This window comes from Candidatus Competibacter phosphatis (genome assembly GCF_012939995.1).
GTDB classification, from domain to species: Bacteria; Pseudomonadota; Gammaproteobacteria; order Competibacterales; family Competibacteraceae; genus Competibacter; species Competibacter phosphatis.
In genome coordinates this window covers 66802-92656 of record NZ_SPMZ01000011.1, presented here as the reverse complement: position 1 = coordinate 92656, position 25855 = coordinate 66802, and the positions used below count along the sequence as shown (strand labels likewise).

Here is a 25855-nt window from a genome sequence, read left to right as displayed (position 1 = left end):
TCCGAAAGATGACTCTGAATTTACAACCGAGGAGAGTGATGAAAATGAAGTTCTTCCGTATGTGCAGCACCGCTTTGGTCTTGCTATTAGGCGCCGTGATCGCTCACGCACAGGGATTTCAGAATGAAAGTTTTACGCCGGGTGCCGGCAAACCGGAATTGCAGTACCACTTGCTCGTACCGGATGGTGTCACCGTCACCAACAAGAAAGGCGAAGTGTTCAAGGCGGGCCAAATCATCATGGTGCCTGGTTCCAATGTCACGATCCTGGAGTCGGCTTACGTCAAGGCACACATGAAAGACCCCGCGTTTCAATCCAGCTTTATGAACGAGAAGCAATACGTCGGCATTCCTGAGGAAAAAATGCAGGATTACGCGGTCGTCTCGGTGAAAGTGCCCGAAGGAGTAACCGTCGAGGGGCTTGGCAAGACCATCAAAGGTCCTTCGTCGGTGCAGCTGATCGTCAAGAAAGCGGAAATGGAAGCGATGCCCGATGAAACTCCCGCCGAATCGTGGAGCGCCATGGGTGGATGGGGTGGTTGGAACAAGTAATTACTTGTCAACCCGTTCTGATGCCGCAACCGCCCAGTCGGGCGAGCGCGTGGTGGTTCGACCCGACTGGGATTACTCTGAGTAGTCTTGAATAGGAAAAATTCGATGATGAATATTCGCAAAATAACCGGCCCCGTCCTGTTGGCCACCATGCTGTTGATGGGTAGTCTGGCATTGGCCGCGGATACCAAAAAAGCCGTCCGGGACGGTCGCGATCGACGAAACGCAGTTCGCGTTCATTCTGGGTGGTAGCGTCGGTGGCGGCAAGTTGATGTTCGAGGGCCAGGAATATCCCTTCAAGATTGGTGGCCTGACGGTGGGTGTCAATGTGGGTGTATCGAAGATGAGCGCCGCTGGTGAGGTGTACGATTTGACGGATATCTCCAAATTCCCGGGCACCTACACCAAGCTGGATGCTAGCATCGCGCTGGGCGGCGGCGTCGGCGCCTGCGGCTCAAGAACGAGAACGGCGTGATCATGCGGCTGGAGTCGCGAACCCAGGGTTTGCAGTTGAACGTGGGATCGGCCAGTGGCATCAAGGTCACCATGGAATAGTAACCCTGCCCCCGGCAGGGGTCGCCTCGCCGCCAGTATGGACCGGCGGCCCCTGTTTGGCACCGCCGCTGATAGCTCGAAGGCGCTACGATGTTCGCCATGAGCGATCACTGTGTAACGTAAATATTTCTATGGTCATGCGCGTCGAGCCGCTCTTGAAGGAGGACGACCATGGCGTTTCGTCTTCTGCAGTCCATTTTTTCCGGTAGCAGCCAGCCCAGCAAATTCGACAAGGACTTGATGCTGAGAGGCATCGAACGAGTGGTGGACGGCACCGATCCCCGCCTGCGGGCGGTGAGCCACTATCGGCGCAAACTGTGGGGCGCGGTGGAGCATGCCATCGACTTCGTGGTGAATTTCGTCAACGCCCTGCCGCCCGCCATCATGGCCGACCGGCAAGGCTATATGACCGATCCTCGCTTGCGCGCCCTGTTCGCCTCGCCCGAGCGTTTGCGCGAGATCCTGAGTTTCAGCGACGGCACCCGCGGCTACCTCAAACAGGCGTCCGTCCCCTTGCCGGCGGAACTGTATGCCGGACTCGGCGCGGCGCGGGTCGAAAGGAACGTGCTTGGGATCGAGATGGAGGGGGAAATCCTCCGGCGGGACGTGCCGCAAACCGTCGTCGACTTCCGCGATCACCGGCTGGTTTTCCTCACCGACAACGAGCAGGACACTCGCCGGGAACTCATGAAGCGCGCGGCCGATTATCTGATCGAAATCGCCTTGCAGCGCCTGACCGCCAGCCGCGTCCAAAAAACCCAACTGGAACAACGGCAACGCAAGCTGCTCCAGCAAAAAGCCAGTCTGCTGAAGAAAGCCCAGGTCGGTTTTGAATCCTTGGCGGAACCGGTCACGGCGGAACCCGTCGATTTGCGCACCCTCGAACGGCGCTTGCAGGACCTCGAAACCAAATTGGGCCAACTGCGCGCCGATTCGGCCACGCTCGACAAGCACCTCGCCAAAGTCGCCGCCACCCTGAGCGAACCGGAAAAATACCTGAAGCTGGAACCGGTTTCGCTGACCCTGGACCATGCCAACACCAAAGTCCTCGCCGACTCGCCTCGGATCGCCAACACGATGACCTTCCAGGAAGTCGTGCTGGGAAAAGACCGTCGGCTCGCGGCGCTGCTCGTGCGATTCCCCAGCAGCGAACTCCTACCGCAGCCCGACTTTTTCAAGGAAGCCAACCGCCTGCTGCATTCGCTTCGATGAACAGCACCGGCTTGTTCTCATGGCGCTGCTGGCGTGTGGCCATCAGGAGGCACACACCTTTCAGCCGCAAGATCCCAAAGCTCGGGCATGGCTGGAGGGATGAGCAGGTCGTTTTCAGTTGGCCGGCGCTGTCCGCCCGTGCGCTTCGTCGAGTCGCTTGCGCAATTGGCCAGCCCAGCCGTCGAACGCGGCTTCGGCGTAAGCCCAGGTACTGTAGGCATTGGTGTAGGACGAAACGCCTTTCTCCACCGCCGAACCCACGCCCTGGCTCAGATTGATGTCGTATTTCTTGCCGATCTCCCGGTCCACGTAGGCCGCTAGTACCTGGTTGCTCCGGCTGTCGAGGAATTCGGCTTCGATGGCGGTTTGGCCGAGATAAGGCGTGCTGCCGGTGCCGCCGCCCGCCGCCAGATCCGCCACCGTGGCATAGGGCACCACCAGAGTCACCACGCTCATCTCCGGCTTGGTGGGAATCAGGTCGGTGATGGCCACCCGCACCCGTAGCACGCCGGGGCCGGGTTGGGTCACGACTGGATAGGTTGGCTCCAGCGCCTTGACGATGGCCTGCTGGAAGTAATCGGTCAGCGCCTTCAACTGGGTGGGATCGATGCCCTTGTAATCGGCATCGTCCTTGAGCCAAGCCTGGATGCGATCCAACATCACCTTGTCATATTTTTTCCAGTCCACGCCGGCCTTCAGATAAATGCGGGCGCCTGGATCCGCCGTGTCGGGCTCCAGTTTGGCGTAGTCGCTGAGAAAACCGGTGTGCGTGGGTCCGGTATCGCTGGTGGAGGTGCCGGCGCAGCCGGCGCTCAGGGCGCCGCACATGAGGATCACGGAAAACAAGGGAAAATGACGCATGGATTTTCTCGGGTTGTGATTGGAGAAGCTATCGCAAATCTGGCTGGTGGCGGGCAGGGGTTCTCACGCCAGCGTCGGGAAGCCGCCAGCCGCGACGGCGCCTTGCAAAAGGTCGGCGGCATCGACGACAGGTCCGAGACAGAGCAACATGAAGGCCCGGTGCTCTTGAAGGTGAATGCCCGAAGTGAATGGCTGTCGCCATCAAGACAGCAGTACCCTGAAGCCTAGCTGAACATTCGGACAGTTACCGCAGCCCGACTTCGTGCTCCAGCGTTTCCATCAGCGCCCGGTAATTCGGGTTGGCGTGGGAGGCGATGTCTTCCCGGTCGATGCGTTCGAACGTCGCGGCCAGTTCGTCCTGGGCTTCCGGCGGTAGGATCTGCTCGGCGATGGGGAACAGGATATGGGTTTCTTCGTGGATGTGCTGGTGCTGCATCGCGGCGTATTCGTTCACGGTGGCGATGATCATGGCCCGCGCCGTGTCGTCGCCCGCTTGCCAGCGCCGTACCATCCCGCGCAGATCCTCATTGTGGGCCAGCCCCTGCCCGTGCTCCTGCGGCATCAGCGCGACCGCGCTGGTTTGTTCCGGCAAGCCATGCGCCACCATCGACGCGAACAGCGCTTCCTCCTTGCGGTGGTGGCGGCGATCGGTGAAATTCAGATTGAAATCGGCGACTTCCAGAAAAAACTCGGGACGGACCCTTTGGCCCTGTTCCAGACGTTGTACGGCGGCGGCGAGCACCTTTAGCAGCCGTTTGATCAGTTGGTGTTCTTCCTTCAGTATATCGGTCGCTTTCACAGTCATACCTCGAACGAACAAGTAGGATCCCGGCAGAGGCGGGATGCTGGCGTGCGGCAATCGCGCCACGCCTCACGGTGCCGGCTCGTTGGCTCGGCATAAATGATCTATTATGCCTACTTTTCATTGTTATTACATACGTACTTTTTTGATACTAAATTTCATCATTCATCCACCATCCCTGTTGCTCGAAATCCATGTCGGCCACCGTGCAAGCACCCAAAATCTCTCCGCCGTTGCAACCAGTTTTACCGCCCGATGTCCGCCGGCCTCTGAGTTGGGGGCGATTGCACGGCGCCAGCCCCGCCTTGCTGATCGCCGCCACCGCCGCTCGTTATCGCGGACTGGTACTGGCCATTGCCCCGGATAGCCAAACCGCGCTGCGATTGGAAACAGAACTGCGAGTGTTCGGCGGCCCGGATCTGGACATTCTGGCGTTTCCAGACTGGGAGACGCTGCCCTACGATTTGTTTTCGCCACATCAGGACATCCTGTCGCAGCGGTTGGCGACCTTGTACCGTCTGCCGCAACGGCGGCGCGGCGTACTGGTGGTGCCGGTGGCGACGCTGATGCAGCGCTTGGCCCCGCGCGGCTATCTGGACGGCTACGCGCTGCTGCTCAAGGTCGGCGAGCGCTTGGATCTGGAGCCGTTCCGCCAGCGGTTGGAAGCGGCTGGCTACGTCTGCGTGTCGCAGGTGGTCGAACGCGGCGAGTTCGCGGTGCGCGGCGCGATCCTCGATCTGTTCCCGATGGGCGGCGAGCGACCCTACCGGATCGAACTATTCGACGACGAGGTGGAAAGCATCCGCGATTTCGACCCGGACACCCAACTGTCCGTGACCAAGGTCGAGCACGCCGAGCTGTTGCCAGCACGGGAGTTTCCCCTGGACAAGGAGACCGTGACCCGCTTCCGTCAGGCGTACCGCCGCCAGTTCGAGGGCGACCCGCAGCGTGGCGCGATCTATCGCGAAGTGAGCGCCGGCCACGCACCCGGCGGGATCGAATACTACCTGCCCTTGTTTTTCGAACAGACCGCCACGCTGTTCGACTATCTACCGGAAAATACCCTGGCGATCCGACTGGAGGGCGCGGATCAGGCGTTGATGGCATTCCAGGAGCAGCTCATGGAGCGGTACGAACAGCGTCGCCACGACGCGGAACGGCCGTTGTTGCCGCCACCGTTGCTGTTTCTGGACGCGGCCCAGGTGGAAAGCGCGCTGGCGCGCCGCCTGCGGATCGATTTGCGGGAAGCGGAAAACGCCGAGGTCAACTACCCGACCGAGCCGCCACCGGCACTACCCTTCGAGCCGCGCGCCCCGCAACCCGGTGCCGCGTTGCAAACCTTCCTGGCGGCATTTCCGGGGCGGGTGCTGATGGCCGCCGAATCCGCCGGTCGGCGCGAGGCGCTGCTGGACACGCTGCGCGGCCATGGCCTGCAAGCGACGGTGTGCGAAGGATGGACGGAATTCCTGGCACGGGAGGATCTACGCTTGGCCGTGGCGGTGGCGCCGTTGGAGCAAGGCCTGCTGCTGACCGAACCGCCGCTGGCGGTGATCGCCGAACCGCAGTTGTACGGCGAGCGGGCGCGCCAGCGGCGGCGGCACGGTCCGAGCCGCGACCCCGATGCCATCATCCGCAATCTCACCGATCTCGATCTCGGCGCGCCCGTGGTGCATGAGGAGCATGGGATCGGCCGCTACGCCGGACTGGAGCGGTTGGAGGTAGCCGGCATCGATGGCGAGTTCGTGGTGGTGGAATACGCCGGCGACGATCGTCTGTACGTGCCGGTGGCGTCCTTGCATCTGCTCAGTCGCTACACCGGCGCCGCGCCGGAAAACGCGCCGCTGCACAAGCTGGGTAGCGGCCAATGGGAAAAAGCCCGGCGCAAGGCCGCCGAGCAAGTCAGCGACGCGGCGGCGGAACTGTTGGATCTGTACGCTCGCCGCGAGGCCCGGCCCGGCCATGCCTTCGCTCTGCCCGAGGCCGATTATGCCGTCTTTGCCGCCGCCTTCCCGTTCGAGGAAACGCCCGACCAGCAGGTCGCCATCGAAGCGGTGATCGCCGATCTACGCTCGGGCCGACCCATGGATCGCGTGGTCTGCGGCGACGTCGGTTTCGGCAAGACCGAGGTGGCGATGCGCGCCGCCTTCGTGGCGGTGCAGGACGGCCGACAGGTGGCGGTGCTGGCCCCGACGACCCTGCTGGCCCAGCAGCACTATCAGAATTTTCTCGACCGCTTCGCCGACTGGCCGGTGCGGATCGAACTGCTGTCCCGCTTCCGTTCGGCCAAGCAGCAGACCGAGACGCTGAAGGCGCTGGCCGACGGCGGGGCGGATATCCTGATCGGCACCCACAAGCTGTTGCAGGGCAGCGTGAAATTCAAACAGTTGGGGCTGGTCGTCATCGACGAGGAGCACCGTTTCGGGGTACGGCAGAAGGAGCGGCTGAAGGCGCTGCGATCCGAGGTGGACATACTGACCCTGACCGCCACGCCGATTCCCCGCACCCTGAACATGGCGATGGCCGGTTTGCGCGAACTGTCGATCATCGCCACCCCGCCGGCCGGGCGGCTGGCGGTCAAGACCTTCGTCAGCGAGTGGAACAAGGCGACCATTCAGGAAGCCTGCCAGCGCGAACTGAAGCGCGGTGGGCAGATTTACTTCCTGCACAACGAGGTGGAGACCATCCAGCGCATGGCCGCGCAGGTGGCGGAACTGGCGCCGACCGCCCGTATCGCCGTCGCCCACGGCCAGATGCGCGAGCGGGATCTGGAACAGGTGATGCTGGATTTCTATCATCGTCGCTGCAACCTGCTGGTGTGCACCACCATCATCGAATCGGGCATCGACGTGCCCAGCGCCAATACCATCGTCATCAATCGCGCCGACAAGCTGGGGCTGGCGCAGTTGCACCAGTTGCGTGGGCGGGTGGGGCGCTCGCACCATCGCGCCTATGCCTACCTCATCGTCCCGAACAGGAAAGCGATGACCACGGACGCGGTCAAGCGGATCGAGGCGATCGAGTCGCTGGAAGATCTGGGCGCGGGCTTCCTGCTGGCCAGCCACGACCTGGAGATTCGCGGTGCCGGCGAGTTGCTGGGCGAGGCGCAGAGCGGCCAGATTCACGAGGTGGGTTTCACCCTGTACATGGACTTGCTGGAACGGGCGATACAGGCGCTCAAGGCCGGACGCGTGCCGGAGCTGGACCGGCCGCTGGATCACGGTCCCGAGATCGAGCTGCAAAGCCCGGCGCTGATCCCGGACGATTATCTGCCCGACGTGCACAGCCGCTTGATTCTGTACAAGCGGATCGCCAGCGCCCGCGACGAGGAGGAGCTGCGCGAGTTGCAGGTGGAGATGATCGACCGCTTCGGGTTACTGCCGGCGCCGGTCAAGACCTTGTTCCGGGTGACCGGGCTGAAACTGCGGGCCACGCCGGTGGGGGTGAAAAAAATCGAGGCGGGACCGAAAGGTGGGCGGATCGTGTTCGGGCCGGCACCGAAGGTGGATTCGGCCAAGCTGGTGCGATTGATTCAATCGCAGTCTCGGGTTTACAAGCTGGATGGAAAGGACAAGCTACGCTTCATTAAGGATCTCCCCAACGCGGAGGCGCGGGCAGCGGCGGTGGAGCGGTTGTTGGAAGAAATCGGCGCGGGATAAGCCTCGCCAGGCCAGGGTTTCCAAGCGGTGGTTTCCACCACGTTCGCCCCCGAGTGATTGTTGTCGAATCTCCAAGGAAGTAACCGTGACCGACTACCTCGATATCTCGCTGACGATTTCCCCGGACCTGCCGCATTGGCCCGGCAGCCCGGCCATTGAATTGAGCCGCCGCCGCGACATGGATCGGGGCGATCCCGTCAACGACAGCACCCTGGTCTGCGGCGTGCATACCGGCACCCATGTCGATGCGCCCTTGCATTTTCTGGCCGACGGCACGGACGTAACCCATCTGTCGCTGGATGTGCTGATCGGTCCGGCGGTCGTGGCTGAATTATCCGATCTGGAGGTCATCGCCGCTCGCGATCTGGAAGCCCTGAATTTGCCCGCCGATACCCGGCGTTTGTTGTTGCGTACCCGCAATTCCGCGATCTGGCAACGGGGTGACCGCGAGTTCCTCACCGATTTCGTGGCCCTGACCGTCGAGGCTGCTCAGTGGGTGGTGGGGCGGGGCATCCGTTTGATCGGGGTCGATTACCTGTCGGTGCAGATTTTCCAGGGCGATCCACAAACCCACATCGCCCTGCTGCGAGCCGGAGTCGTGATCGTGGAAGGTTTGAATTTGACCGAAGTCGCACCAGGACCCTATGAGTTGATTTGCCTGCCGCTCAAGTTGGCCGGTGCCGAAGGTGCGCCCGCGCGGGCGGTGCTCAGGAAAGTATCGGCGTGAACACCGATAGCGCTTGTCCTTGCGGTTCGGGCAAAACCTACGTGGCTTGTTGCGGCCCGTACCTCGATCACGGACAACGACCGCCCACGGCCGAGGCGCTGATGCGCTCCCGTTATTCGGGCTACGTCCTCGCGCGGGAAGACTACCTGCTGCGCACCTGGCACGAATCCACCCGACCCGAAACGCTTGATCTGAGCGATGCGAGCCAGCTCAACTGGCTGGGCTTGAAGATCGTCCACACCGAGGCCGGAGGTTTCGACGATATGCAGGGCGTGGTCGAGTTCGTGGCGCGTTACAAGATCGGCGGCAAGGCGCATCGATTGCACGAGACCAGCCGGTTCGTGCGGGAAGGGGAGCAGTGGTTTTATCTGGAAGGCGATTTCCGAAAATAGAAATCTCATAACAGGCCATGAATCGATGCCGTAAAAATTGGCAACGGGTTCCAGATTGGAGTGTTTGTAAGGTCGAGTTTTACAAAAAATTGCTTGCGACGGCTAATAAGGCAGGCGCGAAGCGCTCGACGCGAGGCCCAGGATCATCTGCCGGCCTTGATTGATTTGCGCATGGCGTATCGCTTGAAGGTCATGCCACGACGGCTAACAATTTGCTCTTCCGCGATCAGAAAGCCTTGGCGATGAAAGAATGGGCGAGCCATCACACTCGCTTCGGTGAATAGCACTTCGACACCCGCGAGCAATAGCGCGGATTCGATCTCGCGATAGAGCAAGGATGCTACTCCGCGACGTGGGTAGCGGGGCGATACATACAAGAGGCCGATATAGCCATTCATTGCATAAGAAAGAAATCCAGCGAGCTCATTGTCATTGTCTTCCGCAACAACGGTATGCAGCCCATTCAGTCGCTCGTTCCACTCACTCAGATCTGGAGGTTGCGGAGCCCACGCGGCCCGTTGCGTGGCATCGTAGTGGCCGATAGCCAAGCCATGAACCGATGCCGTAAATAGATTAGCAACGGACTCCAGATCGGAGCTTTTGTAGGGCCGAAGTTTCATGAGCTAATCGCTCGTGACGGACCAACGAGGCGGGTGCGAAGCATCCATGATAACGCCAAGTTCAGCGGCACTGAATACAGAGCGGCTTTTACGGAACAATGCAATGCCGGGAGCATGCGAAAACGCTACTATAAGCAGCGCGTAGCAGCAACGCTGCGAAGCGTTCGTTCGAGTGAGTGAAACGAGCGACTTGATTGCCTTATTACGCATTACTCGTTATCAAAATAGTCAGAATCCAATTTCTTGACTTCATACTGACCAACTGTAGAAACCCCAACATTGTGTTCTACCATCAGCCTTGATAAATACTCGCCATCAATTAGGATGATCTTTGATTCTATAAATGAAGCATACTCTTTTGCCTCTTTGGTAAAAGATGAGGTTGTAATGAATACGCCTTTTCGAGCACGCTGTCCTTGCAATGCACCAGCGAATTTTTGGATTTCGGGACGACCAACCGTACCCTCCCAGCGCTTCGCTTGTATATATATGACATCAAGGCCAAGACGATCTTCATTAATAATACCATCGATTCCGCCATCTCCGCTTTTTCCTAGAGCTCTTCCAGCATCTTGTCTATTACCGCCATATCCCATTTTTACAAGGAGATCGACAACAAGACGTTCAAAGAAAGAAGGTGATGCTTCCTTGATCGAACTCAGCACTTCAGACTCAAGAGCTAGACGGAGACTTTTTGTATGCAGATGCGAGGGCATCTTCCGGTGTCTGAGTTGATTCTTTTTTCATTCGAGGAATCTACTTGTGATTCATTACCAGCTTTATCTTTTTTTTCGATTTTTTGAATTCGATGAATTCTGGATACTGTTCAAGAACAGATACATCAATTTCTGATGGGTTTGTTGTCAGAAGATCTAAACCATTTTGCGCAATGATGAAATATCCTCGCCTTGGTGATTTGAGCAAACCAGCTTGTTTGAGGTAGGAGCGAGCCCAGCCAACACGATTATTAAAAACGGCTTGACTCCCGCTCGGAAGAAGTTCATTTCTTTCTTCTTTTGAAAGATTAAATTCATCTGCTAATTCCTCAACAGCCTGGCTAAATTTGTGCTCTTTCTCATCGGCTGCCAATTTTAGAACAGGCAACATAAGTGTCTGATAGTCAGGTATTGACACGATTCTCAGTATTCCTTGTTTATGTATAATTTGGCGAGCAGCGCTCCAGCACCCTATCTGATAAACTCTCCCATAATATAATCATGGCAAACCCAGTCGTCACAATACAATCCATTATTATTAAGAAAAACCAGCCAGAAACAAGAGCTAAAGAAACACGCTTCCCCGTTTGATCGCCTCCGAAAGTGACACTTTGCCGTGTCATTTGCCGGTAGCGCCAAAACTTCTCATGGATAAGTTCTCATGGACGAACGATACGGCCACGGCATCCGCTGCCGTGGAGATTCCATGGCAGCGGAATCACCTCGGGAGTTGCTACAATTACCAGCACTTCCAAATCATTTTTCTCGCCGCCCGAGGACAGTCGCCATGCCCGATGCCAATCCCTTGCGCCGGCTCAACGCTTCTGGCCAGAGCGTGTGGTACGACCACATCCAGCGCTCCATGCTGACCTCCGGTATGCTGGCGCGATTGATCGCCGAAGACGATCTGCGCGGCCTCACCTCCAACCCGACCATTTTCGAGAAAGCCATTGCCAGCGGCGACTACGACGCCGCGCTGCGCCGGGAGCTGAAACGCAACCCGCAACAATCCAGTCGCGAGTTATTCTTCACCCTGGCCATCGACGACATCCGCGCCGCCGCCACCGCGCTGCGTCCGACCTACGACGCGACCGATGGCGTGGACGGCATGGTCAGCCTGGAGGTATCGCCAGATCTGGCCCACGACGTGGACGGCACGGTGCGGGAAGCGTGTGAGCTGTTCGCCCGGCTGGACCTGCCGAACATCATGATCAAGGTGCCGGGGACCGTGCCCGGCCTGCACGCCGTCGAACGACTGATCACCGAAGGGGTCAACGTCAACGTCACCTTGCTGTTTTCGGTGGAACGCTACGTCTCGGTGGCCGAAGCTTACCTGCGGGGTCTGGAGCGTCGCCGCGCCCTCGGTCTGCCGCTGGATCGGATCGCCTCGGTGGCCAGCTTTTTCGTCAGCCGGCTCGACACCGCGCTCGACCCGGTGCTGGCGCAACGGAGGCCGGAATTGCAAGGCCGGATCGCCAACGCCAACGCCAAGCTGGCCTATCAGGAATACCTGGACATCTTCGGCGGAGCGCACTTCGCTGCCCTGCGCGCGGCCGGAGCCCGACCCCAACGTCTATTGTGGGCCAGCACCAGCACCAAGAACCCAACCTACCCCGATCTACTCTATGTGGATAACCTGATTGGCCCGGACACCGTCAATACCTTGCCCCCCGCGACCTATGACGCCTTCCGCGACCATGGCACCGTTGCCCGAACCCTGGATCAGGACGTGGAAACCGCCCTGGCGCAACTGGCGCAATTGCCGGAACTGGGGATCGATTTGAGTGCCGTCACCGACCAGTTGGAAATCGAGGGAGTCAACGCCTTTATCCGTTCCTTCGAGACACTGTTGACGGCCATCACGGTCAAAACCAGTCCCCTGCTGGCCTGAACCTTTTCCCTCACCCTCGGAGCAACCGCCCGCCATGGAGAAAAAAAACCGATTACGCCATTCAGGTGGCCGCTCAGGCGTTTTATCTGGAAGAGCAGTCCAATCCCGAACAGGATCGCTATGTCTTTGCCTATACCATCGTGATCCAGAATCACGGCAACGTCGCCGCTCGCCTGCTCAACCGGCACTGGATCATCACCGACGCCAACGGCAAGATCGAGGAGGTGCGCGGCGAGGGCGTGGTCGGCGAACAACCCTACCTGCGTCCCGGCGAGGGTTTTCAATACACCAGTGGCGCCATCCTGGAGACCTCGGTCGGCAGCATGCGGGGCAGCTATCAGATGCTGGCCGACGACGGCATGACCTTCGACGCCAGCATCCCGCCCTTCGTGCTGTCCATTCCGCGCACCCTGCATTGATGAGGCCCGGCGGGTGGCGCTGCGCTACAGCTATACCCTGATCGCGCCGATTTACGATGCTTTCGTGGCGCCGTTCACCGCGACGGCGCGGCGACAGGGGCTGGCGCTGTTGCCCGAGGGACCCCACGCCGAAGTGCTGCTGGTCGGCGTCGGCAGCGGTCTGGATCTGCCGCTGCTGCCGCGCGGGCCGCGTTATACCGGTCTGGATCTGACGCCGGCGATGTTGGCGCGCGCCAGACGCAAGGCCACCACCCTGAAGCTGGATATTCAACTCGACGTGGGTGATGCCCGCCGCTTGCCGTATGGCGATGCCACGTTCGATGTAGTGGTGCTGCACCTAATTCTGGCGGTGACGCCGCATCCTGAACGAGTGTTGACCGAAGCGGCGCGGGTCTTGCGGCGCGGCGGCCGGGTACTGATCCTCGACAAGTTCCTGAGGCTGGGACAGAAAGCGCCGCTGCGGCGATTGATCAGCCCGTTGCTGGGTTTGCTGGCCACCCGCACCAACGTGGTGTTCGAGACGGTGCTGGCGCGTGCGCCGGACCTGGAAGTGCTGTCCGACCAGCCGGCGCTGGCTAACGGCTGGTTCCGACGGATCGTGCTGCGCAAGACCGGATTCCACGACGGGTACCAAATCCACCACCACCGGCCCTAACCTTGATAATCTCCCGATTCGCCCGCATCTAAAGGCTCAATCCCCTTTAGCCGCGTGTACAAAGATCATGACCGACCACGAAACCATCGAAGCCGAAGTCGTGCGCGAGAATGATGAGCCGGGCGAAAACAGCGCCAACGGCACCATCGTCGCCGCCGCCGATATTCTTCCCCCCACGCTGTATCTGCTGCCGCTATCGGAACGGCCGTTTTTCCCGGCCCAGGCTCTGCCGTTGCTGCTCAACGAAGATCCCTGGCTGACCACCGTCGAGGCCGCCGCCAACCTTGAGCAACGAGTCATCGGGCTGATCCTGGTCAAGCCCGACAGCGCGGAAAAAGCCCATGGCCCCGAGGATTTCCACCCGGTCGGCACGGTCGCCCGCATGCATCAACTGGCCCGCAACGATGGCCGTTTGCAATTCATCGCCCAGGGACTGAAACGGTTTCGCATCGACAAATGGCTGTCCAGCGAACCGCCTTATCACGTCCATGTCGAGTACCTGAACGAGGACGACGACGCTGGGGTCGAGGAATTGCGGGCCTATTCGTTGGCGGTGATCAACACCCTCAAGGAGTTGATCCCGCTCAACCCGCTGTATTCCGAGGAATTGAAATTCTTCCTCAACCGCTTCAACACTCACGATCCGTCGCCGTTGGCCGATTTCGCCGCTAGCCTGACCACGGCCAGCAAGGACGAGTTGCAAGATATTCTGGCCACCGCGCCGGTGCTGGAGCGGCTGAAGAAAGTCATCGTGCTGATCAAGAAGGAACTGGAAGTCGCCAAGCTCCAGACCCGCATCCGCAAGCAGGTCGAGGAGAAGATGAGCGAACACCAGCGTAAGTTCTTCCTGCGCGAGCAGCTCAAGGCCATCCAGCAGGAACTCGGCATCGCCAAGGACGACCGCACCGCCGATGTGGACCGTTTCCGCGAGCGGCTGGAAAACCGGCAGGTGCCGGAAGCGGCCCTGAAGCGGATCGAGGAAGAACTGGACAAATTGTCGATCCTGGAGACCGGCTCGCCCGAGTATGCCGTCACCCGCAATTATCTGGACGTCATCACCGACCTGCCGTGGGGAACGTATTCCACCGACAATCTCGACCTCAAGCACGCCCGCGAGGTGCTGGACCGCGATCACGACGGGCTGGCCGACGTCAAGGATCGCATCGTCGAGTTCCTGGCGGTGGGCGCGTTGAAAGGTCAGGTCGGTGGTTCGATCATTCTGCTGGTCGGTCCGCCGGGGGTCGGCAAGACCTCGATCGGCCGTTCGGTGGCCGCCGCGCTGGATCGCCAGTTCTACCGCCTGAGTTTGGGTGGGATGCGCGACGAGGCCGAAATCAAGGGCCACCGCCGGACCTACATCGGCGCGTTGCCGGGCAAGTTCATCCAGGCCATCCGCGACGCCAAGACCGCCAACCCGGTGATCATGCTGGACGAGATCGACAAGATCGGCGCCTCGTTTCACGGCGATCCGGCCTCGGCGTTGCTGGAAGCGCTCGATCCCGAGCAAAATACCGAGTTTCTGGATCACTACCTGGACGTGCGGTTCGATCTTTCCAAGGTATTGTTCATCTGCACGGCTAACCAGCTCGACACCATTCCGGCGCCGCTGCTCGACCGCATGGAAACCATCCGCCTGTCCGGCTACATCACCGCCGAAAAGCTGCAAATCGCCCGCAACCACCTGTGGCCGAAGCTGCTGGAGCGCAGTGGCTTGGAGCGGGATCGCATCCAGGTCGAGGATGGCGCGCTGACCCAGATCATCGAGGGTTACGCCCGCGAGGCCGGGGTGCGCAATCTGGAAAAGCAGCTCGGTCGGATCGTGCGCAAGAGCGCGGTGAAGATCGTCGAGGGAGAGGCCGAAGGACCGATCGCGGTGGAAAAACCCGATCTGGAACGCTATCTGGGCAAACCGCCGTTCCGGCAGGAAACGCGGATGACCGGCGTCGGCGTGGTCACCGGATTGGCCTGGACCGCGCTGGGCGGCGCGACCCTCAACATCGAGGCCAGCCTGGTCCATACCAAGAATCGCGGTTTCAAACTGACCGGCCGGTTGGGCGAGGTGATGCAGGAATCGGCCAATATCGCCTACAGTTATGTCAGCGCCCATCTGGAAGATTATCAGGCCGATCCCAAGTTCTTCGACGAGGCGTTCGTGCATCTGCATGTGCCGGAAGGCGCCACGCCCAAGGACGGACCCAGCGCTGGCATCACCATGGCCACTGCCCTGCTGTCGCTGGCGCGCGGCCAGCAGCCCAGCCGGCCGCTGGCCATGACCGGCGAACTGACCTTGACCGGACTGGTGTTGCCGGTGGGCGGCATCCGTGAGAAGGTCATCGCCGCCCGCCGGGCGGGTCTGTTCGAGATCATCCTGCCGGAAGGCTGCCGAGGCGATGCCGAAGAATTGCCGGATCACATCAAGGAAGGATTGACTCTGCACTTCGTGGAATATCTGCGGCAGGTGGTGGATTTGGTGTTCGCGCCACAACCCGCAAGCTGAGAGGTTTATCGTGACCATTCGCGACCGTTCCCGTGCCCTGCTGCCGCTGCTGTGTCTGCTGGCGCTGCCGCATTCGCCCGCCTGGGCCGCTTGCGACGACCCGCCCGGCCGGCGCGTCAACTGGTTGTATTGCGACAAGCAGGGCGCGAATCTGACCGGCGCGGACCTACGCGAAGCGGTGCTGACCCGCAGCAATCTGACCAACGCCAAGCTGGCCGGCGCGCGGCTCAGCGGGGCGGATCTGGGTCGGGCGGTGCTCAGCAACGCGGATTTCAGCGGGGCGGCGTTGCGAGGCACGCGACTGGTGTCGGCGCAACTGGATCATGCCGTGTTCGTCGGCGCCAGCATGAGCGGCGCGCGGCTGGATCGGGCGGTGTTGACTGGGGCGGATTTGAGCCAAGCCGACCTGAGCGACGCGGAGCTGTATCAGGTCGACCTGAGCGGGGCCAATCTGACGGGAGCGAACCTGAGCAAGGCTACGCTGACGCAGGCGAATTTGACTGGCGCCAAACTGGCGAACGCGGTGCTGGCGGATGCGGCGCTGAGCCGGGCGATACTGGAGGATGCGGTGCTGACCGGGGCCAGGCTCCAGGGCGTCAAGCTGGACGGGGCGAACCTGCTGGACGCCGACTTCACCGGTACCGATTTGGGAACGGCAACGCTGGCCGACGCTCGCATCGACGGCGCCCGTTTCACCGACGCCAAGCTGGACAGCACGATCTGGGTGGATCGGCGGCGCTGTCGGCCGGGGTCGGTGGGCGAGTGTCGGTGAACGGTGACGAGTTCAGGCGCCAGTGACTGGGCTTGAATCCGTGAAACCCGTGACTTTCCGCCGATCCAGCGCGGCCGCCTGTCGGGCCAGCGCCGTAATCACGCTCCAATCCTCCGCCGCCAGCTCGGTTTTGGGCGTCAGCCACGACCCGCCGACGCAACCGACGTTGGGCAGCGTCAGATAATCCGGCGCGGTTTCCGCCGTGATCCCGCCGGTCGGGCAGAAGGTGACATCCGGGAACGGTCCGGCCAGCGCTTTCAACAGATCGATGCCACCCGCCGGTTGCGCCGGGAACAACTTCAGTTGATGGAATCCGGCCGCGCGGGCGGTCATGACCTCGGATGGGGTCATCACTCCCGGTAGCAACGGCAGGTCGCTATCCCGTGCTGCAGCGATCAACGCCGGCGTCAGACCGGGGCTGACCCCGAAGCGGGCGCCGGCATCCCGCGCCTCGGTAAAATCTTCGGGCCGAATCAGGGTACCCACCCCGACGATGACCTCCGGCACTTCGCGGGCGATGGCCCGAATCGCCGCCAGCGCCACAGAAGTGCGCAGAGTCACCTCCAACACCCGCACGCCACCGGCGACCAGCGCTTGGGCCAAAGGCACCGCTTGAGCCAGATCCTCAATGACGAGGACCGGAATCACCGGCCCAACGCGCATGACCTCCAGGATGTTCATCGCACATCTCCCTGGGTGTGGATCGCCGAGCTGGCAAAAACCATCGCCCCCTGCTCGGCTCCGGTGGCGTTGGCGCGGAACCCCGCGAACAGCTCGCGACCCAGGCCGTGTTGGTCATCGCTCAAATCCACCGGTTCCGGTTGGCGCTCGGCCCATTCCGACTCGGCGACCCGTGCTTCGAGTACCCCCCATTCGCCGTCGAGCCGAATCACATCGCCATCGCGCACCCGTGCCAGCGGCCCACCGGCCAGACATTCCGGCGTGACGTGAATCGCCGCCGGCACCTTACCGGACGCGCCCGACATGCGCCCATCGGTGACCAGCGCCACCTGGAAGCCCTGGTCCTGCAATACTCCCAGCGGTGGGGTGAGTTTGTGCAGCTCCGGCATGCCGTTGGCGCGCGGTCCTTGATAGCGCAATACGGCGACGAAATCGCGTTGGAGTTCGCCCCGGTCGAACGCGGCCATGAGTTCCTCTTGATTGTTGAAGACCAGGGCGGGCGCTTCCACCACGCGATGTTCCGGTTTGACCGCCGAAGTCTTGATCACCGCCCGCCCCAAATTGCCGCTCAGCAATTTCAGTCCGCCGTCGGGAGCGAATGGCCGTGTGGCGGGACGCAGTACGTTTTCATCACCGCTCCGGTTCGGCGCCGGACGCCAACTCAGCACGTCTTGATCCAAGTACGGTTCCTCGCAATAGCGCGCCAGACCGTCTCCCGCGACGGTGAGCACGTCGCCGTGCAGCAGTCCGGCATCGAGCAATTCGCCGATCAGAAAGCCCATGCCCCCGGCGGCGTGAAAATGATTCACGTCGGCTTGGCCGTTGGGATAGATCCGGGCCAGCAGTGGCACCACCGTTGACAAGTCGCTGAAGTCGTCCCAGTTGATCGATATGCCGGCGGCATGAGCGATGGCGACCAGGTGCAGGGTGTGGTTGGTCGAGCCGCCGGTGGCCAGCAAGCCGACGATGGCGTTGACGATCGTCCGTTCGTCCACGATTCGCCCGACCGGCAGGTACTCGTCGCCGAGCGCGGTGATCCGGGCCGCCCGCTGGGCCGCCGCTTGGGTCAACGCGTCGCGCAATGGAGTGTTGGGAGGGACGAACGCCGCGCCGGGCAGATGCAGACCCATCACCTCCATCAGCATTTGATTTGAATTGGCGGTGCCGTAGAAGGTACAGGTCCCCGGTGCGTGATACGCCTTCGACTCCGCCTCCAGCAGCGCCTCGCGCCCGACCTGACCCTGGGCGTAAAGCTGGCGGATTTTCGCCTTCTCGGCGTTGGGCAAACCCGAGGGCATCGGCCCACCGGGCACGAAGATCGCCGGCAGGTGGCCGAAATGCAAGGCGCCGATCAGCAGCCCCGGCACGATCTTGTCACAGACGCCGAGGCATAGCACGGTATCGAACACGTTATGCGACAGCGCCACCGCCGTCGCCATGGCGATCACGTCGCGCGAGAACAACGACAGTTCCATGCCGGGCTGGCCTTGGGTCACGCCGTCGCACATGGCCGGCACGCCACCGGCGAATTGCGCTACCACCCCGGCTTCGCGCGCCGCCTGCTTGATCAGGGCGGGAAAGCGCTCCAGCGGTTGATGCGCGGACAGCATGTCGTTATACGAGGAGACGATGGCCAGGTTCGGCCAGCGCGCCTCGCGTAGGACGGCTTTGTCGTTCGCGTCGGAAGCGGCAAAGGTGTGCGCCAGATTGGTACACGACAGGCCCTTGCGGACCGTGCCGTTGGCGCGGGCGTGTTCCAGTCGCGTCAGATAGGCGGATCGGGTCGGCGCGCTACGTTGGCGAATGCGGTCGGTGACCGTCGCCACGGTGGGATGCAGGGTCATGATCACAAGCCCGCCAACCCAGGCTCGTCAACGGTTGTAGCGCGGCGGGCGTTTCTCCACGAAGGCGTGCAGACCTTCCAGCCCATCGGCATGGCCGGCGCAGGCGGCCAATCCGCGCCGCTCGCGTTCCAATTGCGCTTCCCAAGAGCTATCGAAGGCATCGGTCAGCAGGGTCTTGACGTGGCCGAAGGTGTGCAGGGACTTCTGGGCAAGGGTTCGCGCCATATCCAGCGCGACATCCAGCAGTTGCGAGTCTGGAACCACTCGGGTGACCAATCCCCAGGCCAGAGCCTGTTCGGCGGCAATCGGCTCATCGAAGGCGGCGATTTCCAGGGCGCGGGCCAACCCGACCAGTCGCGGCAGGGTGAAGGTGCCGCCGGCGTCGATACAAAGAGCGTTACTGGTGAAGCCCTGTTTGAGCCGCGCCGATTCCGCCATGACCCGGAAATCGCAGGCCAGCGCCAGGGAAAAACCGCCACCGGCCGCCACCCCGTTGAGGGCGGCGATCACCGGCTTGCGCAGCCGGCGGATTTCGGTCACACAGACATGGACATGGGTGGCCAGCTCGTGGAACGCTGCCGCCGGTCCGTGCGGATGGGCCAGCACGAACTTGATGTCGCCGCCCGCCGAAAAGGCCGCGCCGCTGCCGGTGATGACGACACCGTGAATTGCCGGGTCGGCTCCGAAATCCAGCAAGGCTCGGGTCAGCGCCTGCGCGGTCTCGATATTCAAGGCGTTATAGGACTTCGGCCGGTTCAGGGTCAGTTGGGCGATGGCATCGTGCCTCGTCACCAGAACGACATCGTTCATGCCACATTCTCCTGGATGAAGGTGGAAATCAGGAAACCGTCTCCGGCTGGAAATCCGCCGACGCGTCTGGCCGCGCGGCCTCGCGATCCAGCAGCGCTTGCTTGCGCCGGAGATCCCAGCGGTAGCCGCCCAGACCGCCGTCGCCTCGCACGATGCGATGGCAGGGGATGAGCACGGCGACCGGATTCGAAGCACAGGCTCGGGCCACGGCGCGCGCCGCCGAAGGCTTGCCGATCGTCCGGGCGATGTCGGCATAGCTGGCGGTCGAACCGGCCGGAATCGCTTGCAGCGCCTGCCACACGCGCCACTGAAACGCCGTGCCTCGAATGTCGAGCGGCAGATCGAGTGCGCAACCCTGCTCGTCGAGAGCGGCCAGCACTCGTTCCATCCACTCGGTCAGTTCGGAATCATTGCCTCGCAGTTCGGCGGCGGGAAAGCGCGCGGCGAGTCGCTCTCGCAACCGCTCGGGACTATCGTCGAATTCGATGGCGCAGATGCCCCGTTCCGTGGCCGCCACCAACATCCAGCCGAGATTACATTGCACGATCGCATGGCGAATACGCTGCCCCACGCCACCCTTGCCGTACTCAGCGGGGGTCATGCCGAGATGGCCGGCGGCGTTTTCGTAGCAGCGGCTGCTGGACTCGAAGCCGGCTTCGTACATGGCTTGGGTAACGCTCCGCTCTTCGCGCAGGCTTTCTTGAAATCGTCGTGTCCTGTGCGCCATGGCATAAGCCTTGGGGGTAACGCCGACAGTTTCCTTGAAGAGCCGCTGGAAGTGGAACGGACTGAAGCCCACCGTCGCGGCCAATGCCGCCAAAGGCAGCGATTCCTCGGCTTCCTCGATGATCCGGCATGCCCGCGCCATCGTTTCGGGTATCGGCGAGGGGTTCGATAGCTGTTGCGGATGGCAGCGCCGGCACGCTCGATAGCCGGCGTGCTCGGCATCGGCACAAGTCAGGAAAAACTCGACGTTGTGTCGGTTCGGCCGGCGAGCGGAACAGTGGGGACGGCAGTACACGCCGGTGGTTTTCACGGCGTAGAAGAACACGCCGTCAGCCTGTCGATTGCGTTGGACCAGGGCGTTCCAACGCTGATCGTTGGTTTCGAATACGGGCTCGGTTGCCTGTTTCATCATCTTCTCCTGGCCTCGTCGCTTGATCAACGAGACCGATCCTAGCCATCCCGCCATCCCGCTCGCTATCCGATTGTTGCGGTCGAATTCGAGTGATCGATTCGACACACAACCAAGAAGTTGGTCAAATAAAAACGATTTTCTTTTTTTTATTCGATTTTTACCAACAATTTTCCGGCCGGAGAGGCCCTGCAAGCCGCGACACCGAACCAGGAACTGCATCAATATTTTGTTTATAATCATTAACATAAAAAATTAATAGCCCCGCTATTATAGGGTTTGGCACGCCTTCTGCCTTATTCAGGTCGTACAGCAACACAAACTTTCCCAACCCTTTGAAGAGGACACGACCATGAGCACCATCACCATCCAAGACCTGGACCTGAGCAAGACCCTGGACCGTCAAGCCATGGCCAAACTGAGCGGCGGTTACACCTACACCGGTTCGACCACCACCAGCGGTTCCTGGAGCTTCGTCAGTCAGTGGACCCAGAACGGCGGCTTCAAGACCATCGGCTTCATCAAGTACAAGGTCGACAAGCTGCACAAGAAGTATCAGCGCACCCAGACCAAGGTCGATCATTACGAGCAGTTGACGGTGGTGATCGGCTAAGGCCAGCACCCTCGCAAAAACCAGCGGAGACCATCGGAGCTCCGCTGGTTTTTTTTTACGCCTTCTTGGGGCGAAACGCCTTGGCGCTCAAACCGTGCTTTTTCAGCAAGGTCTGCAAATGAGAACGGTTCATCCCCTGGCGGCGTGCCAGTTCCACCGCCCGCCCGTTCACTTCCCGCAATCCTTGTTCGAGAAAACGTTTTTCCGCTGCGTCGCCGGCCGTTTTCTTGACCTCGCTCAGCGACAGAGGCGCTTCGGATTCGAGCGGCGCATCCGCCGATGGGCGAACGCTGGGCGGGTTGCTTCGCAGGGCGTCCGGCAGGTGAGGAAGATCGGCGGTATCGCCGGCCAGACAGGACATGCGGAAAATCAAATTGTGTAATTCACGGATATTGCCCGGAAACCCATAGTCGAGCAAAAATTGCCGCAGCCGTGAGCTCAGTCTGAGCGGACTTCGGCCCAGTCTTTCCGCCGCCGCGTCACAGAAAAAATCGATCAGCAACGGGATCTCGTCCCGGCGTTCCCGCAAGGGCGGCACGGTGACTTCGATCACGCTCAACCGATAGTACAAATCCTCCCGGAACTGCCCCGTTCCCACCATGGCCAGCAGATCGCGGTTGGTGGCGGCGACGATACGCGCGTCGATCTTGATCGGGCTGTCGGAACCGACTCGCTGGATTTCCTGGGATTGCAGTACCCGCAACAGCTTGACCTGGCCCGACAAGGGCAATTCGCCGATCTCGTCCAGAAAAATCGTGCCGAGATTGGCGCTTTCGAATTTGCCCTTGCGATCGCTGGCCGCCCCGGTAAACGCCCCTTTCTTATGACCGAACAACTCCGATTCCACCAGATTTTCCGGTATGGCGCCGCAGTTGACGGAAACGAACGGCCCCTCACTACGCCGACCGTTGGTATGTACCACCTTGGCCAGCAGTTCCTTGCCGGTACCGCTCTCGCCGCGAACCAGCACCGGCAGATCGGTGGGTGCTGCCTTTTCAGCGATTTCCAGGGTTTCTAATAGCTTGGGATTGTCCCCGAACACCCCATCGAAGGTAAATTCCCGTTCCAGCAACGCCGCGCGTCGTTGTTCCGCCGTGGGCGCTGGTTCGGGTGGCGGCGCTCGCAAATCCTCCAGGGCGGCGGAGGACTGGACGAAACGCTCCCGGCGCGACAGGCTCATCACGTCCTCGCGGAGTACGTTGCACTGTCCCAGCAAGCGCTGGATCTCCTCGCGTTCCAGCCGCGTGGCCCAACGCAGCGTGGAGCGCAGGATTTCGATCTTTTCCAGCAGCTCGCCGTAACCGGGCGCGGTCGATTGGCCGAAGGTGAAAGGTCTCATCGTCGATGACCGGAATCAGAATCGCCAAGCTCGTGGCGGTCTCATGCCGCCGCCGCGAGTTGCTTGTGGATCAACTGATAGTACATGCCCTGGCGGTCGAACAGCGTTTGGTGAGTCCCTTCCTCGACGATGCGACCCTGATACAGGACCAGGATCTTGTCGGCGTTCATGATGGTGCTGAGCCGGTGGGCGATGACCAGGGCGGTGCGGCCTTCCAGGACCCCCGACAGGTTCCGAAGGATGTTGGTCTCGGATTGCGTGTCGAGGGCCGAGGTGGCTTCGTCGAAGATCAACAGTCGAGGGTCCCGGTACAAGGAACGGGCGATGCAGAGCCGTTGAATTTGACCGCCCGACAAGCCGACGCCTCGCTCGCCCACGGTCTGTTCGTAACCTTGCGGCAGCTTGCTGATGAAACCGTGGGCGTCGGCCAAGCGGGCCACCTCGACGATGCGGCGCCGGTCGGGATTGCTCTCGCCTAGGGCGATATTCTCGGCGACGGTGCCGGAAAACAGCAGATTGCTTTGCATCACATAGCCGATCTGCGCGCGATAGTAGTCCTTGTCGATCAGGTTCAGATTGTAGCCATCGATGGAAATCTTGCCCTCGCTGGGCGGATAGAAACCCACCAGCAGCTTGGCAAGCGTGGTCTTGCCGGAACCGCTGTGACCGACGAGGGCGACGGTTTCCCCGGCCTTCAGTTCGAAACTGATGTTTTCCAGAACATAGGGGGTCTCCTTGCCACCGTAGCGGAAATACACGTCTTGCAGGCTGATATCGCCGCGCAGGCTGGGCAGCAGGATGCGCGAGGGTTGATCCTCGGGTTTCTGTTCCGGCTCCATGTCCAGCACGTCGCCGAGCCGCTCCATCGCCACCCCGGCTTCGTGCAGCTCGTCCCACATTCCGATCAGGCCCATGAGCGGCGCCATCACACTGCCCATCAACATGTTGAAGGCGATCAACTGGCCGATGGTGAGCTGCTGGCCGAGCACCAGATTGGCGCCGACCCACAGCACCGAGGTCACGGTCAGCGCGTGCAACAACTGACTGGCGAAACCGATCAAGGCCTCGAAACCCTGCGCCTTATATTTGACGTTCAATGCCTTGGCATATTTTTGTTCCCATTTCAGCCGAATGGCGCGCTCGATGCCCATGGCCTTGATGGTTTCGGCGCCGTTCAGGGTTTCCATCAACACCGCTTCGGCGTCGGTCGACGCTTCGAAATCGCGCCGCGCGTATTGCTTGATGCGCGGGGTGATGGCCACGGTCAACACCACCATCGGCACGATCAGAGCCAGCAGGACCAGGGTCATCTGGACGCTGTACAGGAACAGCACCAGAAAGTAGAAAAACACCATCAGCAGATTCAGCATCGTGCTGATCGTGGACTGGGTCAGGAACTGGCGGATGGTCTGATTTTCCTGAAACCGCGCGAAGATGTCGCCGGTGCGGCGTTTGGCGAAGAAGGAAATCGGCAGGGACAGCGCATGCTGAAAGAACTGCGACATCATCGAAAAATCGAGATTGCGCACCATGAAATTGGTCAGATAAGTGCGCATCAAGGCAGTCAACTGCATGAAGAGCTGCACCAGGATAAAACCGACGATCAGCAGATTCAGCAGTTCGTGGCTTTGGTGCACGACGACGCGGTCCAGGATATTTTGGAGAATGATCGGGGGAGTGATACCGAGTACCTGGATCACCAGCGTCGCCAGAATTAGATAGCCGAGTACCGGTTTGTGAGGGCGTAGCAGCCGCACGAACCGCATCCAAGGGGAACGGGTGGCCTCGATTTGCGCCAGATCGGCGCGGGGGGTAAACAACAGACAGGTGCCGGTCCAGCCCTTCTCGAATTCGGCGACGCTCAGCTTGCGAAAACCGAGTCCCGGATCCGCCACCCAGACCTGGTTCTTGGAAACGCCGTAGACCACGATGTAATGATAGCCTTCCCAGTGGGCGATGAACGGTAGCTCGAAACCCAGCAGGGTCTGGTAGGTACACTGCAAGCCATGGGTGGTGAACCCCAGCGATTCGCCCACTTGCGCCAAGCTGTCCAGGGTGGCGCCTTCGGTGGTGACGTTGGCCATCTCGCGCAGCTTGCCCAGGGTCGCACCGATCCGGTAGTGCTTGCAGATCATGGCCAGGCAGGCCGCGCCGCAGTCCATCTCCTCGGCTTGCTCGACCAATGGGAACCGCTTGAGCACCCGTTCGCCGATGCCGGGCTTGGAGCGCAGATCCAAACTCAGCGGTCGGTTACGCCGTTCGAGCAGTTGCTTCTGGCGTTCCAGTTCGTGCTCGGCGAACTGGATGCGAGTTCGCAGCGTTTCCTTCAGTTGGGGATTGCGTTCCAGAATGGTGCGCACGGTCTGTTGCGGGATCACCAGCAGCACTGCGTCGCTGGCGGCCCGCACGGTCACCGGTTGCGCTGCGTCCAGCAGGCAGGTGTGCTCGCCGAACAGCTCCCCATGGCCCAACATGGCCAGGGGCAACTCGACGCCGCCCTCCATGCGAATGCCGCGCACCGTACCCCGGCGCACCACGTAGAGCCGGCGGTCCTCAAGGCTATCCTGCTCCAGGATGACATCTCCGGCCGCCACTTTTTTGATGCCGATGCTGTCGACTAGTTGGACGAGTTCGTCCTTATCGACCTTGCCGCGCAACTGGAACAACTGGCTGATGAAACCGCCGGCGGCATTGATGCTGGCCTGCCGAGCCAACAGACCGCCGACCACCGGATGACGGGCCAGCGTCGAGGCGATGACATCGCGGGGAACGAACACCAACTCGGTCTTGCCGGAAGCGCGCGCGGTGAATTCGAAGCGATGGTCGCGCAGCGCGGCGGTTTCGGCCAGCAACTCGCCGGCACGACGGATCCCGATACTGATGTCCTTGCCGCCTTCCGTGGCCAGCAGGCGCACCATGCCGGATTTGACGATATACAGACCCAATCCCGGTTCCCCGGCCGTGAAAATCGTATCGCCAAGGTCGTAGGTCTGGATTTCAGCCCGCGCGGCCAGGTATTCCAGGTCGCTGCGGCCGATGGGAGCCAGCAATTCGATGCCGGCCAGGGTTTCGAGCAGAATTTCGGAACTCACCGGACAATCTCCATG

21 protein-coding genes and 1 pseudogene are annotated in these 25855 nt (G+C 61.2%); 12 read left to right on the top strand and 10 right to left on the bottom strand.

Features of this window, described 5'->3' with window-relative positions; translation table 11 throughout:
* The first annotated feature begins 38 nt into the window (after positions 1 to 38).
* The 3 genes from E4P82_RS03725 (at position 39) to E4P82_RS03715 (ending at position 2318) form a co-directional block, all read left to right on the top strand.
* Positions 39 to 551, top strand: coding sequence for a hypothetical protein (locus tag E4P82_RS03725; RefSeq protein ID WP_169247635.1), 513 nt, complete (start codon positions 39 to 41; stop codon positions 549 to 551).
* Positions 552 to 822: 271 nt separating this feature from the next.
* Positions 823 to 1026 carry a hypothetical protein gene (locus E4P82_RS21740; protein WP_246327344.1) on the top strand — a complete coding sequence of 68 codons (204 nt, stop codon included), beginning with the start codon at positions 823 to 825 and terminating at the stop codon, positions 1024 to 1026.
* Between the two features lie 251 nt (positions 1027 to 1277).
* Positions 1278 to 2318 carry a hypothetical protein gene (locus E4P82_RS03715; protein ID WP_169247634.1) on the top strand — a complete coding sequence of 347 codons (1041 nt, stop codon included), beginning with the start codon at positions 1278 to 1280 and terminating at the stop codon, positions 2316 to 2318.
* Between the two features lie 114 nt (positions 2319 to 2432).
* Here E4P82_RS03715 and E4P82_RS03710 read toward each other — a convergent pair whose 3' ends face one another.
* Both E4P82_RS03710 and E4P82_RS03705 read right to left on the bottom strand, forming a co-directional pair.
* Positions 2433 to 3179: a DUF3313 domain-containing protein gene (locus tag E4P82_RS03710; RefSeq protein ID WP_169247633.1), complete on the bottom strand. Its 747-nt coding sequence runs from the start codon at positions 3177 to 3179 to the stop codon at positions 2433 to 2435.
* Between the two features lie 244 nt (positions 3180 to 3423).
* On the bottom strand, positions 3424 to 3978 hold the full coding sequence (locus E4P82_RS03705; protein ID WP_169247632.1) for a hemerythrin domain-containing protein: 555 nt from the start codon (positions 3976 to 3978) through the stop codon (positions 3424 to 3426).
* A gap of 197 nt (positions 3979 to 4175) precedes the next feature.
* Between E4P82_RS03705 and mfd the strand changes: the two genes are divergently transcribed.
* From mfd to E4P82_RS03690, 3 genes are all read left to right on the top strand, one after another.
* On the top strand, positions 4176 to 7637 hold the full coding sequence (mfd, locus tag E4P82_RS03700) for a transcription-repair coupling factor (protein WP_169247631.1): 3462 nt from the start codon (positions 4176 to 4178) through the stop codon (positions 7635 to 7637).
* Positions 7638 to 7722: 85 nt separating this feature from the next.
* Positions 7723 to 8364 (top strand): cyclase family protein, encoded by a 642-nt coding sequence (locus E4P82_RS03695; protein ID WP_169247630.1) that lies wholly within the window; start codon positions 7723 to 7725, stop codon positions 8362 to 8364.
* Positions 8361 to 8756 (top strand): YchJ family protein, encoded by a 396-nt coding sequence (locus E4P82_RS03690; RefSeq protein ID WP_420887059.1) that lies wholly within the window; start codon positions 8361 to 8363, stop codon positions 8754 to 8756. Before E4P82_RS03695 ends, E4P82_RS03690 begins: the two co-directional genes overlap by 4 nt.
* Before the next feature lie 143 nt (positions 8757 to 8899).
* Here the strand turns inward: E4P82_RS03690 and E4P82_RS03685 are convergent, their stop codons facing one another.
* Both E4P82_RS03685 and E4P82_RS03680 read right to left on the bottom strand, forming a co-directional pair.
* Positions 8900 to 9376 (bottom strand): GNAT family N-acetyltransferase, encoded by a 477-nt coding sequence (locus tag E4P82_RS03685; protein ID WP_169247629.1) that lies wholly within the window; start codon positions 9374 to 9376, stop codon positions 8900 to 8902.
* A gap of 209 nt (positions 9377 to 9585) precedes the next feature.
* Positions 9586 to 10510 (bottom strand): annotated as a pseudogene (locus E4P82_RS03680) (restriction endonuclease).
* A 369-nt stretch (positions 10511 to 10879) separates the two neighbouring features.
* Here E4P82_RS03680 and tal point away from each other — a divergent pair.
* The 5 genes from tal (at position 10880) to E4P82_RS03655 (ending at position 16326) form a co-directional block, all read left to right on the top strand.
* On the top strand, positions 10880 to 11983 hold the full coding sequence (gene tal, locus E4P82_RS03675; protein ID WP_169247628.1) for a transaldolase: 1104 nt from the start codon (positions 10880 to 10882) through the stop codon (positions 11981 to 11983).
* A gap of 65 nt (positions 11984 to 12048) precedes the next feature.
* Entirely contained in the window at positions 12049 to 12402 is a 354-nt protein-coding gene (apaG, locus tag E4P82_RS03670; RefSeq protein WP_312914060.1) for a Co2+/Mg2+ efflux protein ApaG, read from the top strand.
* A gap of 13 nt (positions 12403 to 12415) precedes the next feature.
* Positions 12416 to 13057: a class I SAM-dependent methyltransferase gene (locus tag E4P82_RS03665; protein WP_169247627.1), complete on the top strand. Its 642-nt coding sequence runs from the start codon at positions 12416 to 12418 to the stop codon at positions 13055 to 13057.
* A gap of 67 nt (positions 13058 to 13124) precedes the next feature.
* Complete coding sequence (gene lon / locus E4P82_RS03660; protein ID WP_169247626.1) at positions 13125 to 15554, top strand: endopeptidase La; 2430 nt, start codon at positions 13125 to 13127, stop codon at positions 15552 to 15554.
* Between the two features lie 10 nt (positions 15555 to 15564).
* Positions 15565 to 16326 (top strand): pentapeptide repeat-containing protein, encoded by a 762-nt coding sequence (locus E4P82_RS03655; RefSeq protein WP_169247625.1) that lies wholly within the window; start codon positions 15565 to 15567, stop codon positions 16324 to 16326.
* Between the two features lie 12 nt (positions 16327 to 16338).
* On the opposite strand, the gene eda is transcribed toward E4P82_RS03655, so the two are convergent.
* The 4 genes from eda to ada are packed head-to-tail and all read right to left on the bottom strand — an operon-like array spanning position 16339 to position 20799.
* Entirely contained in the window at positions 16339 to 17007 is a 669-nt protein-coding gene (eda, locus tag E4P82_RS03650; RefSeq protein WP_169247624.1) for a bifunctional 4-hydroxy-2-oxoglutarate aldolase/2-dehydro-3-deoxy-phosphogluconate aldolase, read from the bottom strand.
* Positions 17004 to 18851, bottom strand: a complete 1848-nt coding sequence (edd, locus tag E4P82_RS03645) for a phosphogluconate dehydratase (RefSeq protein ID WP_169247623.1) — start codon at positions 18849 to 18851, stop codon at positions 17004 to 17006. Before edd ends, eda begins: the two co-directional genes overlap by 4 nt.
* Positions 18852 to 18878: 27 nt before the next feature.
* Positions 18879 to 19661 carry an enoyl-CoA hydratase/isomerase family protein gene (locus E4P82_RS03640; protein WP_169247622.1) on the bottom strand — a complete coding sequence of 261 codons (783 nt, stop codon included), beginning with the start codon at positions 19659 to 19661 and terminating at the stop codon, positions 18879 to 18881.
* A 28-nt stretch (positions 19662 to 19689) separates the two neighbouring features.
* Positions 19690 to 20799, bottom strand: a complete 1110-nt coding sequence (gene ada / locus E4P82_RS03635; protein ID WP_169247621.1) for a bifunctional DNA-binding transcriptional regulator/O6-methylguanine-DNA methyltransferase Ada — start codon at positions 20797 to 20799, stop codon at positions 19690 to 19692.
* A 349-nt stretch (positions 20800 to 21148) separates the two neighbouring features.
* Between ada and E4P82_RS03630 the strand changes: the two genes are divergently transcribed.
* A complete protein-coding gene (locus E4P82_RS03630; RefSeq protein ID WP_169247620.1) occupies positions 21149 to 21409 on the top strand; it encodes a hypothetical protein in 261 nt (86 codons plus the stop codon).
* A gap of 55 nt (positions 21410 to 21464) precedes the next feature.
* Here the strand turns inward: E4P82_RS03630 and E4P82_RS03625 are convergent, their stop codons facing one another.
* The gene (locus tag E4P82_RS03625; RefSeq protein ID WP_169247619.1) at positions 21465 to 22748 is read right to left on the bottom strand and encodes a sigma-54 interaction domain-containing protein; all 1284 of its coding nucleotides are present in this window, start codon (positions 22746 to 22748) and stop codon (positions 21465 to 21467) included.
* Between the two features lie 41 nt (positions 22749 to 22789).
* Positions 22790 to 25840, bottom strand: coding sequence for a peptidase domain-containing ABC transporter (locus E4P82_RS03620; RefSeq protein ID WP_169247618.1), 3051 nt, complete (start codon positions 25838 to 25840; stop codon positions 22790 to 22792).
* Between the last annotated feature and the right edge of the window lie 15 nt (positions 25841 to 25855).

Excerpts from the sequence above, each read along its gene's own strand:
- E4P82_RS03725 (WP_169247635.1), top strand. The coding sequence starts at position 39 with ATGAAAATGAAGTTCTTCCGTATGTGCAGCACCGCTTTGGTCTTGCTA.
- E4P82_RS21740 (WP_246327344.1), top strand. The coding sequence starts at position 823 with ATGTTCGAGGGCCAGGAATATCCCTTCAAGATTGGTGGCCTGACGGTG.
- E4P82_RS03715 (WP_169247634.1), top strand. The coding sequence starts at position 1,278 with ATGGCGTTTCGTCTTCTGCAGTCCATTTTTTCCGGTAGCAGCCAGCCC.
- E4P82_RS03710 (WP_169247633.1), bottom strand. The coding sequence starts at position 3,179 with ATGCGTCATTTTCCCTTGTTTTCCGTGATCCTCATGTGCGGCGCCCTG.
- mfd (WP_169247631.1), top strand. The coding sequence starts at position 4,176 with ATGTCGGCCACCGTGCAAGCACCCAAAATCTCTCCGCCGTTGCAACCA.
- E4P82_RS03685 (WP_169247629.1), bottom strand. The coding sequence starts at position 9,376 with ATGAAACTTCGGCCCTACAAAAGCTCCGATCTGGAGTCCGTTGCTAAT.
- tal (WP_169247628.1), top strand. The coding sequence starts at position 10,880 with ATGCCCGATGCCAATCCCTTGCGCCGGCTCAACGCTTCTGGCCAGAGC.
- lon (WP_169247626.1), top strand. The coding sequence starts at position 13,125 with ATGACCGACCACGAAACCATCGAAGCCGAAGTCGTGCGCGAGAATGAT.
- eda (WP_169247624.1), bottom strand. The coding sequence starts at position 17,007 with ATGAACATCCTGGAGGTCATGCGCGTTGGGCCGGTGATTCCGGTCCTC.
- edd (WP_169247623.1), bottom strand. The coding sequence starts at position 18,851 with ATGACCCTGCATCCCACCGTGGCGACGGTCACCGACCGCATTCGCCAA.
- E4P82_RS03640 (WP_169247622.1), bottom strand. The coding sequence starts at position 19,661 with ATGAACGATGTCGTTCTGGTGACGAGGCACGATGCCATCGCCCAACTG.
- ada (WP_169247621.1), bottom strand. The coding sequence starts at position 20,799 with ATGATGAAACAGGCAACCGAGCCCGTATTCGAAACCAACGATCAGCGT.
- E4P82_RS03630 (WP_169247620.1), top strand. The coding sequence starts at position 21,149 with ATGAGCACCATCACCATCCAAGACCTGGACCTGAGCAAGACCCTGGAC.
- E4P82_RS03625 (WP_169247619.1), bottom strand. The coding sequence starts at position 22,748 with ATGAGACCTTTCACCTTCGGCCAATCGACCGCGCCCGGTTACGGCGAG.